This window comes from Streptomyces sp. Inha503 (assembly GCF_047215865.1).
In the GTDB taxonomy this organism is placed as follows: Bacteria; Actinomycetota; Actinomycetes; order Streptomycetales; family Streptomycetaceae; genus Streptomyces; species Streptomyces lycopersici.
The window spans coordinates 8,426,418-8,442,296 of record NZ_CP178360.1; the positions used below are offsets into that span (position 1 = coordinate 8,426,418).

At 71.8% G+C, this 15,879-nt stretch carries 15 protein-coding genes and 1 riboswitch; of the genes, 11 read left to right on the plus strand and 4 right to left on the minus strand.

Going from position 1 to position 15,879, the window contains the following annotated elements:
- Positions 1-73 precede the first annotated feature (73 nt).
- Both whiG and ACJX2R_RS35895 read left to right on the plus strand, forming a co-directional pair.
- Entirely contained in the window at positions 74-907 is an 834-nt protein-coding gene (gene whiG, locus ACJX2R_RS35890; RefSeq protein WP_262703915.1) for an RNA polymerase sigma factor WhiG, read from the plus strand.
- A 93-nt stretch (positions 908-1,000) separates the two neighbouring features.
- Entirely contained in the window at positions 1,001-1,540 is a 540-nt protein-coding gene (locus tag ACJX2R_RS35895) for a TetR/AcrR family transcriptional regulator (RefSeq protein WP_044581329.1), read from the plus strand.
- Here the strand turns inward: ACJX2R_RS35895 and ACJX2R_RS35900 are convergent.
- The gene (locus tag ACJX2R_RS35900) at positions 1,494-2,150 is read right to left on the minus strand and encodes a murein hydrolase activator EnvC family protein (RefSeq protein ID WP_413103477.1); all 657 of its coding nucleotides are present in this window, start codon (positions 2,148-2,150) and stop codon (positions 1,494-1,496) included. The two genes, ACJX2R_RS35895 and ACJX2R_RS35900, sit on opposite strands and share 47 nt — an antisense overlap.
- A 616-nt stretch (positions 2,151-2,766) precedes the next feature.
- On the opposite strand from ACJX2R_RS35900, the gene rpsB reads away from it, so the two are divergent.
- The 9 genes from rpsB to ACJX2R_RS35945 all read left to right on the plus strand — a co-directional run bounded on the left by rpsB (position 2,767) and on the right by ACJX2R_RS35945 (position 12,581).
- Positions 2,767-3,693 carry a 30S ribosomal protein S2 gene (gene rpsB, locus ACJX2R_RS35905; protein WP_413103478.1) on the plus strand — a complete coding sequence of 309 codons (927 nt, stop codon included), beginning with the start codon at positions 2,767-2,769 and terminating at the stop codon, positions 3,691-3,693.
- A gap of 110 nt (positions 3,694-3,803) precedes the next feature.
- The gene (tsf, locus tag ACJX2R_RS35910) at positions 3,804-4,640 is read left to right on the plus strand and encodes a translation elongation factor Ts (RefSeq protein ID WP_262703917.1); all 837 of its coding nucleotides are present in this window, start codon (positions 3,804-3,806) and stop codon (positions 4,638-4,640) included.
- Between the two features lie 155 nt (positions 4,641-4,795).
- On the plus strand, positions 4,796-5,578 hold the full coding sequence (pyrH, locus tag ACJX2R_RS35915) for a UMP kinase (protein WP_413103479.1): 783 nt from the start codon (positions 4,796-4,798) through the stop codon (positions 5,576-5,578).
- A gap of 104 nt (positions 5,579-5,682) precedes the next feature.
- Positions 5,683-6,240, plus strand: a complete 558-nt coding sequence (gene frr, locus ACJX2R_RS35920; protein ID WP_030834259.1) for a ribosome recycling factor — start codon at positions 5,683-5,685, stop codon at positions 6,238-6,240.
- Complete coding sequence (locus tag ACJX2R_RS35925) at positions 6,240-7,409, plus strand: phosphatidate cytidylyltransferase (protein ID WP_262703918.1); 1,170 nt, start codon at positions 6,240-6,242, stop codon at positions 7,407-7,409. Before frr ends, ACJX2R_RS35925 begins: the two co-directional genes overlap by 1 nt.
- A gap of 72 nt (positions 7,410-7,481) precedes the next feature.
- On the plus strand, positions 7,482-8,588 hold the full coding sequence (rlmN, locus tag ACJX2R_RS35930; protein ID WP_413103480.1) for a 23S rRNA (adenine(2503)-C(2))-methyltransferase RlmN: 1,107 nt from the start codon (positions 7,482-7,484) through the stop codon (positions 8,586-8,588).
- Positions 8,589-8,660: 72 nt separating this feature from the next.
- A riboswitch (TPP riboswitch) is annotated at positions 8,661-8,765 on the plus strand.
- Positions 8,761-9,834: a thiamine ABC transporter substrate binding subunit gene (locus ACJX2R_RS35935; RefSeq protein ID WP_413103481.1), complete on the plus strand. Its 1,074-nt coding sequence runs from the start codon at positions 8,761-8,763 to the stop codon at positions 9,832-9,834. Its footprint overlaps the riboswitch before it by 5 nt.
- Before the next feature lie 95 nt (positions 9,835-9,929).
- Positions 9,930-11,543: an ABC transporter permease gene (locus tag ACJX2R_RS35940; RefSeq protein ID WP_413106022.1), complete on the plus strand. Its 1,614-nt coding sequence runs from the start codon at positions 9,930-9,932 to the stop codon at positions 11,541-11,543.
- A complete protein-coding gene (locus tag ACJX2R_RS35945) occupies positions 11,544-12,581 on the plus strand; it encodes an ABC transporter ATP-binding protein (RefSeq protein ID WP_413103482.1) in 1,038 nt (345 codons plus the stop codon).
- A 64-nt stretch (positions 12,582-12,645) separates the two neighbouring features.
- Here the strand turns inward: ACJX2R_RS35945 and ACJX2R_RS35950 are convergent, their stop codons facing one another.
- The 3 genes from ACJX2R_RS35950 to ACJX2R_RS35960 all read right to left on the minus strand — a co-directional run bounded on the left by ACJX2R_RS35950 (position 12,646) and on the right by ACJX2R_RS35960 (position 15,809).
- Complete coding sequence (locus ACJX2R_RS35950) at positions 12,646-13,743, minus strand: LOG family protein (protein ID WP_262703922.1); 1,098 nt, start codon at positions 13,741-13,743, stop codon at positions 12,646-12,648.
- 105 nt (positions 13,744-13,848) lie between these two features.
- On the minus strand, positions 13,849-15,102 hold the full coding sequence (locus tag ACJX2R_RS35955) for a hypothetical protein (protein WP_413103483.1): 1,254 nt from the start codon (positions 15,100-15,102) through the stop codon (positions 13,849-13,851).
- The gene (locus ACJX2R_RS35960; protein WP_413103484.1) at positions 15,084-15,809 is read right to left on the minus strand and encodes an ABC transporter ATP-binding protein; all 726 of its coding nucleotides are present in this window, start codon (positions 15,807-15,809) and stop codon (positions 15,084-15,086) included. The genes ACJX2R_RS35955 and ACJX2R_RS35960 overlap by 19 nt, the downstream gene beginning before the upstream one ends.
- Between the last annotated feature and the right edge of the window lie 70 nt (positions 15,810-15,879).

Here is a 15,879-nt window from a genome sequence, read left to right on the forward strand (position 1 = left end):
GCTACGCTCACAAGGTTTCCGGCGGAAGCGTACGTCCTCACCCATGTCATGGCAGAACGGCTCAAGGCGACGAATGCCCCAGCACATCTCCGGGTCTGACAGCGCGGCGCCGCCCGCGGCCCGCGGCGCGGTGCGCCCTGCCGCGCCCTCATCGCTCGACGAGCTGTGGCGGTCGTACAAGACCACGGGCGACGGCCGGCTGCGGGAGCAGCTGATCCTGCACTACTCACCGCTGGTGAAATATGTGGCCGGCCGGGTCAGCGTCGGGCTGCCCTCCAATGTCGAACAGGCGGACTTCGTCTCGTCCGGGGTCTTCGGACTCATCGACGCCATCGAGAAGTTCGACCCCGAGCGCGCCATCAAGTTCGAGACCTACGCGATCACCCGGATCCGTGGCGCGATGATCGACGAGCTGCGGGCGTTGGACTGGATCCCGCGGTCGGTCCGCCAGAAGGCCCGGGCCGTGGAGCGGGCGTACGCAACGCTGGAGGCCCAGCTGCGCCGCACTCCCTCGGAGGCCGAGGTGGCCACCGAGATGAGCATCAGCCTGGAGGAACTGCACGGCGTCTTCAGCCAGTTGTCGCTCGCCAATGTGGTCGCCCTGGAGGAGCTGCTGCACGTCGGCGGCGAGGGCGGTGACCGGCTCAGCCTCATGGACACCCTCGAGGACACCGCGGCGGACAACCCCGTCGAGGTGGCCGAGGACCGGGAGCTGCGGCGGCTGCTTGCCCGGGCGATCAACACCCTTCCGGAGCGGGAGAAGACCGTGGTCACGCTCTACTACTACGAGGGGCTCACGCTCGCCGAGATCGGCCAGGTGCTCGGCGTCACCGAGAGCCGGGTCAGCCAGATCCACACCAAGTCGGTGCTCCAGCTGCGGGCGAAACTCGCCGACGTCGGGCGCTGAATCGTCCCTCCGGCATCGCCCTCCGGGCGACCTCTTCCGTAGAGTGGTCGGGTGCCCAGGATTCGAGCGGCCTCAGTGGCCGAGCACCGGACGATGCAGCGCGCGGCCCTGCTGGAGGCCGCCCGCACCCTGCTGTCCGAGGGGGGTACGGAGGCGCTGACCTTCCCCGCCCTCGCCGAGCGCACGGGACTCGCACGGTCCTCCGTCTATGAGTACTTCCGCTCCCGCGCCGCCGTGGTCGAGGAGCTGTGCGCCGTGGACTTCCCGGTCTGGGCCGCCGAGGTCGAGGCCGCCATGGAGCGGGCCGACGGGCCCGAGGCGAAGATCGAGGCGTATGTCCGCCGGCAGCTCGCACTCGTCGGCGACCGCCGGCACCGCGCGGTGGTGGCGATCTCCGCCGGTGAGCTGGACGCGGGCGCGCGGGAGAAGATCCGGGCGGCCCATGGCGGGTTGATCGCCATGGTGGTCGAGGCCCTCGCGACCCTCGGTCATGAGCAGCCCCGGCTCTCGGCCGTGCTGCTCCAGGGCGTCGTGGACGCCGCGGTCCGGCGCATCGAGCTGGGCGCGGCCGAGGATCCCGAGCGGATCACCGAGGCGGCCGTGGCCATGGCCCTGCGCGGCGTCCGGGGCTGACCGCCCGGCCCTTCCACTGCCCCCGCGGGCGCGCGGGGGCGCGGCCCGGACGACCGGGCGATCCGGGCCGACCGGACCGACTCGGGCGGCCCAGCCGGATCCGGGCCCAGAGGGACGCCGCCACCAGCGCCGCGGCCGTCGGCAGCCGGGTGTTCCCGGCGGGGGAGGCGAGTCCGGAGAGCGTGGGCGCGTCGCGCACCCCGAACACCGGGAGCAGCCGGGACGGCCCGCCCCGCAGCATCGACGGCGGCAGCAGCGACAGCGGATCGAGATAGCGGTCCCCGCGCCGCAGCCCCCAGTGCAGACAGCCCGACCGGCAGTGGAAGGGCCCGGGCGCCACCACGCCGACCACCTGCCCGGCGGTCACCCGCTCCCCCTGGGCCACCGTGGCGCGCACCGGTTCGTAGGTGGTCCGCAGGGGAGGGGAGCCGGTCCCGGACACCTCGATCACCAGCACACCACGGCCCACGACCGGGCCCACGAAGCTCACCCGCCCCGGGCCCGCCGCTCGGACCCGCTCGCCCGGACGTGCCGTGAGGTCGACCCCGCGGTGCCCCGCCGCCCAGGGCGCCGGGGGCGGCCGCCAGCCCCTCAGCACGGCAGGCCGCACCGCGCCCGGCGCACCGTCGACCGGCCACGACCGCTCCCCGCCAGGCGTTGACCCCTCCCCGCCAGGCGTTGACCGTTCCCCGCCCGGCCTGGACCGCTCCCCGCTCGGCCTCGTCCCCAGCTCCGGCGCCGCGCGCGAAGCAGGCGCCGCGCGCGGCTCCGCCGCGGCCCGTACCGCCGAAGGAGGTGACACCGGAAGAGAGGCCGCAGGCACCGACAGCACTGGCCGCACCGACAGTGCCGACAGCGCCGACAGCACAAGAATCACCAGGGCAAGAGTCCGCCCCACCACAAGCCTTCGCATGCCCCCACGATGGCCGGGCGGCCCGGAACGGGGGGATCATGGACGGAATCGGGGGACTACTCACGGGTTGTGGATAACGCCGTCACCCGGCACCGCACCGGTCCCGTACACTTCTTATGGCGATCCGGGTCACCGGATCGACTTCGCACGCCCCGCCACCGGTGCTCCGATCGCGCATCGGTCAGCTCGGTGGCCGCGCCCCTCGGTCCTCGGACGACCCCCGAAAGGGCCCCGTCCGTGGCAGGCGCGCCGGGACGTCAGGAGCGGCGGCCGCCCGGCCGCCGTGGAACCGAGTACCTCAAGGAGTACGGCCATGGCCGTCGTCACGATGCGGGAGCTGCTGGAGAGCGGCGTCCACTTCGGGCACCAGACCCGCCGCTGGAACCCGAAGATGAAGCGCTTCATCTTCACCGAGCGCAACGGCATCTACATCATCGACCTGCTCCAGTCGCTGTCGTACATCGACCGCGCCTACGAGTTCGTCAAGGAGACCGTCGCCCACGGCGGCTCCATCATGTTCGTCGGCACCAAGAAGCAGGCGCAGGAGGCCATCGCCGAGCAGGCGACCCGCGTCGGCATGCCGTACGTCAACCAGCGCTGGCTGGGCGGCATGCTCACCAACTTCTCGACCGTCTACAAGCGCCTTCAGCGCCTGAAGGAGCTCGAGCAGATCGACTTCGAGGATGTGGCCGCCTCCGGCCTCACCAAGAAGGAGCTCCTGGTCCTCTCCCGTGAGAAGGCCAAGCTGGAGAAGACCCTCGGCGGTATCCGCGAGATGCAGAAGGTGCCGAGCGCCGTCTGGATCGTGGACACCAAGAAGGAGCACATCGCCGTCGGTGAGGCGCGCAAGCTCCGGATCCCGGTCGTCGCGATCCTCGACACCAACTGCGACCCGGACGAGGTCGACTACAAGATCCCGGGCAACGACGACGCGATCCGCTCCGTCACCCTGCTCACCCGGGTGATCGCCGACGCCGTCGCCGAGGGCCTCATCGCCCGTTCCGGTGTCGCCACCGGTGACGAGAAGGCCGACAAGGCCGCGGGCGAGCCGCTCGCGGAGTGGGAGCGCGACCTGCTCGAGGGCGAGAAGAAGGCCGACGAGGGCGAGGCCAAGCCGGCTGAGGCCGCTGCGGACAAGCCCGCCGAGGACGCCGCCAAGCCCGCCGAGGCCGTCGCGGACAAGCCCGCCGAGGACGCCAAGCCCGCCGAGACCCCCGCCGCGGGCACCGAGCAGGGCTGACCACTCAGACGTCACTCAGACGGTGTATGACGGCGGGGGACGGTGCCGGTGGCGCCGCCCCCGCCGTTCACCCGTAGAGCTTTCGACTTTCGAGAAGAGATTCACAGATCATGGCGAACTTCACCGCCGCTGACGTCAAGAAGCTCCGTGAGCTGACCGGCGCCGGCATGATGGACTGCAAGAAGGCGCTGGACGAGGCCGAGGGCGTCGTCGACAAGGCCGTCGAGATCCTGCGCGTCAAGGGCCAGAAGGGCGTGGCCAAGCGTGAGGGCCGCAGCGCCGAGAACGGCGCCGTCGTCTCCCTCATCGCGGACGACAAGTCCTCCGGCGTGCTGGTCGAGCTGAAGTGCGAGACCGACTTCGTGGCCAAGGGCGACAAGTTCGTGGCCGTCGCCGACGCCATCGCCGCCCACGTCGCCAAGACCTCCCCGGCCGACCTGGAGGCCCTGCTGGCCTCCGAGATCGAGGCGGGCAAGACCGTTCAGGCGTTCGTCGACGAGGCCAACGCGACCCTCGGCGAGAAGATCGTCCTGGACCGCTTCGCGCAGTTCTCCGGCGGTTTCGTCGCGGCGTACATGCACCGCACCAGCCCGGACCTGCCGCCGCAGGTGGGCGTCCTGGTCGAGCTGGACAAGGAAGACGCCACGGTCGCCAAGGACGTCGCGCAGCACATCGCCGCCTTCGCCCCGAAGTTCCTCACCCGCGACGAGATCCCGGCCGAGACGGTCGAGAACGAGCGCCGGGTCGCCGAGGCCACCGCCCGCGAGGAGGGCAAGCCCGAGGGCGCCCTGCCGAAGATCATCGAGGGTCGCGTCACCGGCTTCTTCAAGGAGAACGTGCTGGTGGACCAGCCGTTCGCCAAGGACAACAAGAAGTCCGTCCAGAAGGTCCTGGACGAGGCCGGTGTCTCGCTCAAGCGCTTCGCCCGTTTCCGCGTCGGCGTCTGAGCCGAGCAGCGAATGACCGGCGACCCCGATAGGGTCGTAGGCAGCCAACCGTCGACCGGTCGGCCGCAGATGTGACGAGGAGGCCATTGCCGCAGAGGTCGTAACAGGACCCGTCCGGCAGTGGCCTTCTTCGTATGTGCACGAGGAGATCTCCAATGAATCACGGCGCGGACGCCAAACAGGCCGCCGATGACAAGAGGGCGCACGGCGCGGCCCCACACGGTCGCTTCCTGCTGAAGCTGTCCGGCGAGGCGTTCGCCGGAGGCGGGGGACTCGGTGTCGACCCCGATGTCGTGCACGCCATCGCCCGCGAGGTCGCCGCCGTGGTCAGGGACGGTGCCGAAATCGCCATCGTCATCGGCGGCGGCAACTTCTTCCGCGGTGCCGAGCTTCAGCAGCGCGGTATGGACCGGGCCCGCTCGGACTACATGGGCATGCTCGGAACCGTCATGAACTGTCTCGCCCTCCAGGACTTCCTGGAAAAGGAGGGCATCGACTCCCGCGTCCAGACCGCCATCACCATGGGCCAGGTCGCGGAGCCGTACATTCCGCTGCGTGCGGTGCGCCATCTGGAGAAGGGGCGTGTGGTCATCTTCGGCGCGGGTATGGGTATGCCGTACTTCTCCACGGACACCACCGCGGCCCAGCGAGCGCTGGAGATCGACGCGCAGGCCCTGCTCATGGGCAAGAACGGCGTGGACGGGGTCTATGACTCCGACCCCGCCCGCAACCCCGACGCGGTGAAGTTCGACGCCCTGGAGTACGGCGAGGTGATCACTCGGGACCTCAAGGTCGCGGATGCCACCGCGATCACGCTCTGCCGGGACAACAAGCTGCCCATCCTCGTCTTCGAGCTCCTGGCCGAAGGAAACATCGCGCGTGCGGTGAAGGGTGAGAAGATCGGCACGCTGGTGAGCGACCAGGGCTCCCGGGCCTGACGGCTCGAACGGGGGATGGACAACGGCCTGCCGGTCGGACACCGTGCAGGAGAAGACGCACGCAGGGGCGAGGCTCTGCTTACTGATAACACCAGGAGCAAGTGGTGATCGAAGAGATCCTCCTCGAGGCCGAGGAGAAGATGGAGAAGGCCGTTGTGGTCGCCAAGGAGGACTTCGCCGCGATCCGCACCGGGCGTGCGCACCCGGCGATGTTCAACAAGATCGTGGCGGACTACTACGGTGCGCTGACGCCGATCAATCAGCTGGCGTCGTTCTCGGTGCCGGAGCCGCGGATGGCCGTGGTCACGCCGTTCGACAAGACCGCGCTCCGCAATATCGAGCAGGCGATCCGGGACTCCGATCTGGGCGTCAACCCGAGCAATGACGGCAACATCATCCGTGTGGTGTTCCCCGAGCTCACCGAGCAGCGCCGTAAGGAGTTCATCAAGGTCGCCAAGGGCAAGGGCGAGGACGCGAAGATCTCGATCCGCAGCGTCCGCCGCAAGGCCAAGGAGTCCATCGACAAGCTGATCAAGGACGGCGAGGTCGGCGAGGACGAGGGGCGCCGCGCGGAGAAGGAGCTCGACGACACCACGGCGAAGTATGTCGCGCAGGTGGATGAGCTGCTCAAGCACAAGGAAGCCGAGCTGCTCGAGGTCTGATGAACGACTCTTCCTGGGGGGCCCCACCAAGCGCCGGACTCCGGGGACCTGGCCGCCAGGGCACCTCCCCTGGCTATGGCTGGGAGGTGCCCACTTCTTCGGCGGGTCCCGCGCACGAGGTGGGTGAGGCGGCGCAAACTCGCCCCATGCCCACCGTGCCCCACGCAGGCGGCGACTCCGGCGAGGCCGCCGACCGTGACCGGGGGGCCGCTCGGCTGAGCGGCCCCCTCTTCCGCGACGAGCGGGAGCCGCAGCCCGGTCCCCGGCAGCCCGCCGGGCGCCGGCCGACGCCCCCCGAGCCCGCGCCCGACCCGGCCTCCGCCGACGGCGCGCCCGGCACCGGACAGGGCAAGAAGAGCGCGGGCCGGAACCTGCGGGCCGCGATAGGGGTGGGCATCGGCCTCGGTGTGATCATCTTGGCCTCGCTCTTCATCTACAAGCCCGTGTTCGTGGGCGTGGTGGCGGTCGCGGTGGTGGTCGGGCTCTGGGAGCTGACCTCGCGTCTGGCCGAGCGCAAGGACATCCGGGTCCCCCTGGTGCCGCTCGCCGTCGGCGGGGTCGCCATGGTCGTTGCCGGCTATGTGCGCGGTGCCCAGGGCGCGGTGGTGGCGGTCGCCCTCACGGCGCTCGCGGTGCTGGTCTGGCGGATGACCGAGCCGCCCGACAACTACCTCAGGGACGTCACCGCGGGCGTCTTCGCCGCCTTCTACGTGCCGTTTCTGGCCACTTTCGTGGCGCTGATGCTTGACACCGACGACGGCCCGTGGCGGGTCCTGACCTTCCTGCTGCTGACCGTGGTCAGCGACACCGGGGCGTACGCGGTGGGCTGGCGCTTCGGCAAGCATCCGCTGGCCCCGCGCATCAGCCCCGGCAAGACCCGCGAGGGGCTGCTGGGCGCGGTGGCCTTCGCGATGGTCGCGGGCGCGCTGTGCATGCAGTACCTCATCGACGACGGCGTCTGGTGGCAGGGCCTGCTGCTCGGCCTCGCCGCCGCGGTCAGCGCGACCCTCGGCGACCTCGGCGAGTCCATGATCAAGCGCGACCTCGGCATCAAGGACATGGGCAAGCTGCTGCCCGGCCATGGCGGGATCATGGACCGGCTCGACTCGCTGCTGCCCACCGCGCCGGTGGTGTGGCTGCTGCTGGTGATCTTCGTGGGCGGCGGCTGACCGCGCCCGCCCACGGGCCCCGCGCCACTCCCGGCGCGGGGCCCTTCGTACGTCTGCGACACTGGGAAAACCATGCCTAAGCCCGGAGAACTCACCTTCGTCGCGCCGCGTGGGGCCAAGAAGCCCCCGCGGCATCTTGCCGACCTCACGCCCGCCGAGCGCCGGGAGGCCGTCGCCGCCCTCGGGGAGAAGCCCTTCCGGGCAGGTCAGGTGTCGCGTCACTACTTCGCGCGCTATGCCGACGACCCCGCTCAGTGGACCGACATCCCGGCCGCCGCGCGCGAGAAGCTGGCCGCCGGGCTGCTGCCGGACCTGATGAGCGTGGTGCGGCACATCAGCTGTGACGACGACACCACGCGCAAGACGCTGTGGCGGCTGTTCGACGGCACGCTCGTGGAGTCCGTCCTGATGCGCTACCCGGACCGGGTCACCATGTGCATCAGCTCACAGGCGGGCTGCGGGATGAACTGCCCGTTCTGCGCCACCGGGCAGGCGGGGCTGGACCGGAATCTGTCCACCGCCGAGATCGTGCACCAGATCGTCGACGGGATGCGGGCCCTCCGCGACGGGGAGATCCCCGGTGGCCCGGCCCGGCTGTCCAACATCGTCTTCATGGGCATGGGCGAGCCGCTGGCCAACTACAACCGCGTCGTCGGCGCCATCCGCCGGCTCACCGACCCCGAGCCCGACGGGCTCGGCCTGTCGCAGCGCGGTATCACCGTCTCCACCGTCGGCCTCGTACCGGCGATGCTGCGGTTCGCGGACGAGGGCTTCAAGTGCCGGCTCGCGGTGTCGCTGCACGCCCCCGACGATGAGCTGCGCGACACCCTCGTGCCGGTCAACACCCGCTGGAAGGTGCGCGAGGTCCTGGACGCCGCGTGGGAGTACGCGGAGAAGTCCGGCCGCCGGATCTCCATCGAGTACGCGCTGATCAAGGACATCAACGACCAGGCGTGGCGCGCCGATCTGCTCGGCCGGCTGCTCAAGAGCCACCGGGTGCATGTGAACCTCATCCCGCTCAACCCGACGCCGGGCTCCAAGTGGACGGCGTCCCGGCCCGAGGACGAGAAGGCGTTCGTGGCGGCCCTGGAGGCCCATGGGGTGCCGGTGACGGTCCGGGACACCCGGGGCCAGGAGATCGACGGGGCCTGCGGGCAGCTGGCGGCTTCGGAACGCTGAGCACCGGCTGATACGGTGCCTGGCATCGTCGCATCATGCGGTCGTCATAGAAGCGAACATCCGTACAAGTGAACATTCCGACAGGGGAGCGCTCAGAGCGCTGAGAGTGCGGCACGGCCGCAGACCCTCGGACCTGATCCGGGTCATACCGGCGTAGGGAGTCAGCATCACCATGAACAGTCAGCTTCGGCGTGCCATCTCGGCCGCCCTCCTCGGCTCAGTGGCCCTGGGCGCGCTCGTCGGCTGCGGCGAGGACACCAAGAGCGGCTCGGACTCCAAGACGGTCACCCTGGTCACGCATGACTCGTTCGCGGCCTCCAAGGCGGTCCTCAAGGAGTTCACCAAGGAGACCGGCTACAAGGTGCGCGTGCAGGCCGGAGGCGACGCCGGAGCCGCCGTCAACCAGGCGATCCTGTCCAAGGGCCACCCCCAGGGCGATGTGTTCTTCGGTGTCGACAACACGCTCCTCTCCCGCGCGCTCGACAACGACCTGTTCACCGCCTACACGGCGAAGGGGCTCGACAAGGTCCCGGCGGCCCTTCAGCTCGACCGGGCCGAGCACCGCGTCACTCCCGTCGACTTCGGCGACATCTGCGTCAACTACGACCGGAAGTACTTCGCCGACAAGAAGCTGACGCCGCCCCGGACGCTGGACGATCTGACCAGGCCCGCCTACAAGAACCTCCTGGTCACCGAGAACGCGGCCACCTCGTCCCCCGGTCTCGGCTTCCTCCTCGCCACGGCCGCGAAGTACGGCGACGACGGTTGGAAGGGCTACTGGAAGAAGCTGCGTGCCAACGGCGTCGAGGTCGTCGACGGCTGGGAGCAGGCGTATTACGACCGGTTCTCCGGTTCTGCGGGCGGCGGCAAGGGCGACCGGCCGCTCGTCGTCTCCTACGCCTCCAGCCCGCCCGCCGAGGTGGCCGACGCCAAGAGCAAGCCCGCGGAGGCCCCCACCGGGGTGGCGACGGGCACCTGCTTCCGGCAGGTGGAGTTCGCCGGGCTGCTGAACGGCGCGGGCAACACCAAGGGCGGCAAGGCGCTGCTGGACTTCCTGCTGAGCAAGCGGTTCCAGGAGGACGTCCCGCTGAACATGTACGTCAACCCGGCGCGCGAGGACGCCAAGCTGCCGGAGCTGTTCACCCGATACGGGGTCAGGATCGGCGACTCGGCCACCCTGACGCCGCAGAAGATCGCCAAGAACCGTGAGCCGTGGGTCAAGACATGGTCCTCGCTGGTCCTGTAGAGCCCCGCGAGAACCGTAAGAAGGCCGACGGCCACCGTAAGGCCGATACGGGCGAGGGCGGCGGCCGTCGTGCGATCGCCCTCCGGCTCGCCCTGATGGCGGTGCCGCTCGCCTTCTTCGCGGTCTTCTTCGCCTATCCCGTGGCCGCCATCGTCACCCGGGGGCTGCGCGTCGGCGGGCGGTGGCGGTTCGGCCGGATCGCCGAGGTGGTGACCGATCCGGCGACGCTGGACGTCCTGTGGTTCACCTGCTGGCAGGCGGTCGCGTCAACCGCCCTCACGCTCGCGGTGGCGCTGCCCGGCGCGTATGTCTTCGCCCGCTTCGACTTCCCCGGCAAGGGGCTGCTGCGGGCCGTGGTGACCGTGCCGTTCGTCCTGCCGACCGTCGTCGCCGGATCGGCCTTCCTGGCACTGCTCGGCCGGGGCGGGCTGCTGGACGAGCTGTGGGGGGTGCGGCTGGACACCTCCGTCTGGGCGATCCTCCTGGCCCACGTCTTCTTCAACTACGCGGTCGTCGTCAGGACCGTGGGCGGGCTGTGGGCCCAGCTCGACCCGCGCCAGGAGGAGGCCGCGCGGGTACTCGGCGCGAGCCGGCTGTCGTCCTGGCGCCGGGTGACGCTGCCCGCCCTGGCCCCGGCCGTGGCCGCGGCCGCGCTGATGGTCTTCCTGTTCACCTTCACCTCCTTCGGCGTGATCCAGATCCTCGGCGGCCCCCGCTACGCCACCCTGGAGGTGGCGATCTACCGGGAGACCGCGCAACTGCTCGACCTCCCCACGGCCGCGGTGCTGACCCTCGTCCAGTTCGCCGCTGTCGCCGCCGTATTGGCCCTGCACGCGTGGACCGTAAGGCGCCGCGAGAGCGCCCTGCGGCTCGTCGACCCGGGCCGCACCGCGCACCGCCCGAAGGGCCCGGCCCAGTGGGCGCTGCTGTGGGGCGTGCTGGCGGTGGTCGCGCTGCTGATCGTGACACCGCTCGCGGTGCTGGTGGAGCGCTCGCTGAACGGACCGGACGGCTACGGGTTCACCTACTACGAGGCGCTGCGGTCGGCCGCGGACAGCGGGGGCACCTTCTTCGTGGCTCCCATGGAGGCCGTCGGGAACTCCCTGTGGTACGCGGCGGTCGCCACCGTCTTCGCCCTCGTCGTGGGCGGTCTCGCCGCCGCGGCGCTCACCCGTAAGGCGGGCAGGCTGGTGCGGGGCTTCGACGCGCTGCTGATGCTGCCGCTGGGCACCTCGGCCATCACCGTGGGGTTCGGCTTCCTGATCGCCCTGGACGAGCCCCCGCTGGATCTGCGCGCCTCCTGGGTCCTGGTGCCGCTCGCCCAGGCCCTGGTGGGCGTGCCCTTCGTCGTACGGACCATGCTGCCGGTGCTGCGGGCGGTGGACCACCGGCTCCGGGAGGCGGCGGCCGTGCTCGGGGCGTCCCCGTGGCGGGTCTGGCGGGAGGTGGACCTGCCGCTGGTCGGACGGGCCGTGGCGGTCGCGGCGGGCTTCGCTTTCGCCGTATCCCTGGGCGAGTTCGGGGCGACCGTCTTCATCGCGCGCCCCGACCATCCGACCCTCCCGGTGGCCATCGCCCGCTTCCTGGGCCGGGCCGGACAGCTCACCTACGGGCAGGCGATGGCCCTGAGCACGATCCTGATGCTGGTCTGCGCCGGATCGCTGCTGGCGCTCGAGCGCATCCGCACCGACCGTTCCGGGGAGTTCTGAATGACGCTGCTGCGACTGGACGAGGTGACCGTAAGGTTCGGCCGGCACGACGCGCTGGCCTCCGTGGACCTGGAGGTCGCCGAGCACGAGACGGTCTCTGTGCTGGGGCCGAGCGGAAGCGGCAAGTCCACCATGCTGCGCGTGGTGGCCGGGCTGCGGCGCCCCGACACCGGCCGGGTCTGGCTCGCCGGACGCGACCAGAGCGGGGTGCCCACGCACCGGCGCGGTGTGGGGCTGATGTTCCAGGACCACCAGCTGTTCCCGCAGCGGGACGTGGGCGGCAACGTCGCCTTCGGGCTGCGGATGCGCAAGGTGGGCCGCGCGGAGGCGGATCGCCGGGTCGCCGAACTGCTGGAGCTGGTGGGGCTGCCGGGCGCCGAGCGCCGCCCCGTCGACTCGCTCTCCGGCGGTGAGCAGCAGCGGGTGGCGCTCGCCCGCGCGCTTGCCCCGCGACCCAAGCTGCTGATGCTGGACGAGCCACTGGGCCAGCTCGACCGGGGGCTGCGGGAGCGGCTGGTGGTGGAGCTGCGCGAGCTCTTCGAACGGCTGGGCACCACCGTCCTCGCGGTCACCCACGACCAGGGGGAGGCGTTCGCGCTCGCGGACCGGGTGGTGGTGATGGAGAACGGCCGGATTGCCCAGACTGGCACGCCGCTGGAGGTGTGGCAGCGGCCCGCCACCGAGTTCGTCGCCCGGTTCCTCGGCTTCGACAATGTGGTCGAGACGATCGTGCACGGCGAGGTCGCCGACACCGTATGGGGCAAGCTGCCCGTGCCGCCCGGCTCCCGGCCGGGCCCCGGCAGGCTGCTGGTCCGCCCCGCCGGGGTGCGGCTGACGGACCCCGAGGAGGGGCTGGCGTGCACCGTGGCGGCGCGCACCTTCCGCGGCGACCATGTGGCGCTCATCCTGCGGCTGTCGGACCCGGCCGCGCCGCGTCTGGAGGCGTCCTGCGCCCTGCGGGACGCCCCGGAGGCGGGGGCCCGGGTCGGGGCGGTCATCGACCCGGCCGACGTGGTGCTCCTGGACCCCGAGCCCTGACACCGGGCCCCCTGGTCTCCGCTGGTACGCCTCGCCTGGTACTCAGCGCTTCCTCGGCGCCGGTTCAGCCCAGCATCGACAGCAGCGCCTCGGGTGCCTCGTCCACCGAGTCCACCAGAGCGATACGGGCCTTCATGGACCGTCCCTCCGCGAGCGCCTCGAGCAGCGGCCAGGTCGGCAGCCGCCGGGTCCAGTGGTCCCGGTCCACCAGCACCATCGGGGTCGGCTCACCGCGCGACTCGTAGTAGTTCGGCGTCGCGTTGTCGAAGATCTCCTGGACGGTCCCGGCGGCGCCGGGCAGGAAGACCACGCCCGCGGTCGAGCGCGCCAGCAGCCCGTCCTCACGGGTGGCGTTGGCGAAGTACTTGGCGATGTGCGAGGCGAACGCGTTCGGCGGCTCATGCCCGTAGAACCAGGTGGGGATGCCGACCGACGCCCCGCCGTCCGGCCAGCGCTCGCGAACCGCGAAGGCGGCCTCGGCCCAGTCCCCGATGGACGGCCGGAAGGAGGGCGTCTTGCCGAGCAGTTCGAGCGCCTCGTCCAGCACCGCGTCCTCGTGCGGGGCCGCGTAGGCGCCGAGGTTCGCGGCCTCCATCGCGCCCGGCCCGCCGCCCGTCGCGACCGTGAGGCCGGTCCGCGCCAGGGCCCGGCCGAGCCGTGCGGCGCCCGCGAATCCGTCGGAGCCGCGCTCCAGCGCGTGACCGCCCATGACGCCCACCACCCGCGTCCCGACGAGGAATTCGTCGAGCGCGTCGGAGACCGCGTCGTCGTGGATGGAGCGCAGCATCGAGGCGAAGATGTCGCCGTCGGTCTTGGTCCGCTGGAACCAGGCGTAGGCGAGCGCGTCCGGCGTCCGCACGTAACCGTGTTCGGTGAGGCCCTCGAAGAGCTCCGCGGGGGAGTAGAGGGTGCCGCGATACGGGTCGAACGGCAGATCCGGCACCGGCGGGAACACCAGCGCGCCCCCGGCCCGGACCTTCGCCGCCGCCTCGGTCTCCATCGGGCAGCCGAGGAAGACGGACTCGCTGGTGTCGGTGGAGAGGAGCGCGGCCGTACGGCCTGTCAGGTCCACGGACTGGACCCGGAACCCGGCCAGGGTGCCGCGGGCGACGACCTGGTCGAACTCCTCGATGGACTCTATTTCCCGGTCTGGTTCCTGCACGCCGACATGCTAATCACACCGGAGGTAGGGGGCTGTGGATTGTGGCGATCGTGACCGGGCCGCTTCGCCGCACAATCCCGGCATGAACACCGACACCCGGGAATTTCAGCGGTGGAACGGCATCGCCGTGAGATGCGCCACCACCCACACCAGCGGCACCAGGAGCGCCAGCAGCGCCGTCGCGCGCAGCGCGGCCGCCCCGCGGAGCAGCCGGGCCGGGGCGCCGAGGCGGACGAGGGCGGCCGTCGTGCGCTCGCGCGCGCTCCTCGCTTCCACGACCGTGGTCAGGGTCGTGGCAGCGGCGCACAGGGCGACCAGGGCCGCGCCCAGACCGGTGAGCGGGCCGAAGGCATGGGCGCCGGACGGCCCGGAGGCCCTTCCATACAGTTCGAGGACGGTGAATCCGGCGGTGGCCAGGGCACACAGCGCGCCGACCGGGCGTCCGATCAGCCCGGCCTCCTGCTGGAGCATCCGCCCGGCCAGCAGCCGCAGCACGCCCGGCCGGCCGACGGCCAGCAGCCTGCCGCACAGATGGGTGAGGCCGGGTCCGGCCAGCACCAGCCCGAGCGCCGCCAGCGCCCAACCGCCCACCACACCGGGCGGGTTGCCGCCGAGCCGGCCGGGCACGGCGAGCAGGGCGTCGGGGAGCGGGGGTGCGTCACCGCTCGCGTACGCCTGGAGGGCGAGTCCGGCCGCGGTCAGGGCGATGCCCCAGGGAAGTCCGGAGGCGGCCCGGTGGGGCCGGGGCGCGACCGGCCCCGTCACAACGGTGGCCCGGACTGGGGCCACCGGGCGGCGGGCGCCCCGTGGTCCGCGGACCGGCTGGTGCACCGCCCTCGGCTGCCGGGGCCACAGCCCGGCCGCACACGCCGCGCCCACCACCACGGGGACGACGGCGAGCAGCGTGACCGTACCGGCCAAGGGCAGCGACCGGTCGCCGCCGAGCTGCCGACCGGCCGTCCCGCTTCCGGCCCAGTCCAGCCAGGAGCCGAGATCGCCGCGCAGATGCAGGAAGACCAGCAGCGCCAGCACTCCGCCGAGCGCACAGGCGGCCGCCATCGAGACCGCCGCGAGCAGCGCCGCCCGGGCCGGACCGACTCCGGCCGCCGCGAAACCGGGGCCAGGGCCGGTGCTGGGGTCGGCGCGGCCCACGGCGATGGCCAGCTGGACGGTCGCGGCCAGCGGTACCAGGCACCACAGCAGTCGCCCCACCGCTCCCTGCGGGTCATCCGGATGGCCCGAGGCGAACCCGAGGGCGCTCAGCAGCAGAAAGCTCGCGCCCGCCGCCGCGACGGTGACCAGCGACCGCCGCAGCAGCACCGACGGGCGGGCGCCGCGGGCTAGGCGGAGGCTGAGCACGCGGCCCTGCCTTCCGCCCCGGAGGGGTCCGAGCCCATCCTGCGCCCGTCGAGCAGGGCGACGGTGTGGTCGGCGAGGGTGGCCACCTCCTGGTCATGCGTCGCGAGGACCACGGTGATGCCGTGGGAGCGGGCCGCCGAGGTGAGGGTGCGCAGCATCTGGGCGCGGTCGGTTTGGTGCAGCGGGGCGGTGGGCTCGTCGGCGAAGAGCACACTGGGTCCGGCGGCCAGCGCGCGGGCGAGCGCGACCCGCTGGCGCTGCGACTGGAGCAGTGCGGCGGGCCGTGCCCGGGCGCAGTCGCCGATGTCGAGCCGGTCCAGCCATTCGCACGCGGCGCTCTTCGCGGTGCGCCGCCCGGTGCCGCGCAGCATCAGGGCGAGCGCCGCGTTCTCCCAGGCGGTGAGCTCGGGGACGAGCTGGGGTTCGGTGCCGATCCAGCCGAAGTGCTCGCGCCGCAGCCGTTCGAGGCCGAGTGGAGGGAGGCTGTGCACGGGCACGCCCTTGAACCACACCTCCCCGCCGTCCGGGACGAGTTGGCCCGCCAGACAGGCGAGGAGAGTGGTCTTGCCACAGCCGCGCGGACCGGTGACGGCGACGATCTCACCCTTCCGGGCGCCGAGGGAGACCCCGATGAGGGCGGGCGAGCCGCCGTAGGCGTACGACACGGTGCGTGCCGCGAGCATGTCGTCGTCCGGCGGAGCCACCATCCCGAGCACCTCGCCTTACCTGCGACCGTCTCATTCCCCCGGTTGGGGGAACGAGCGCGGAGCCAATGGG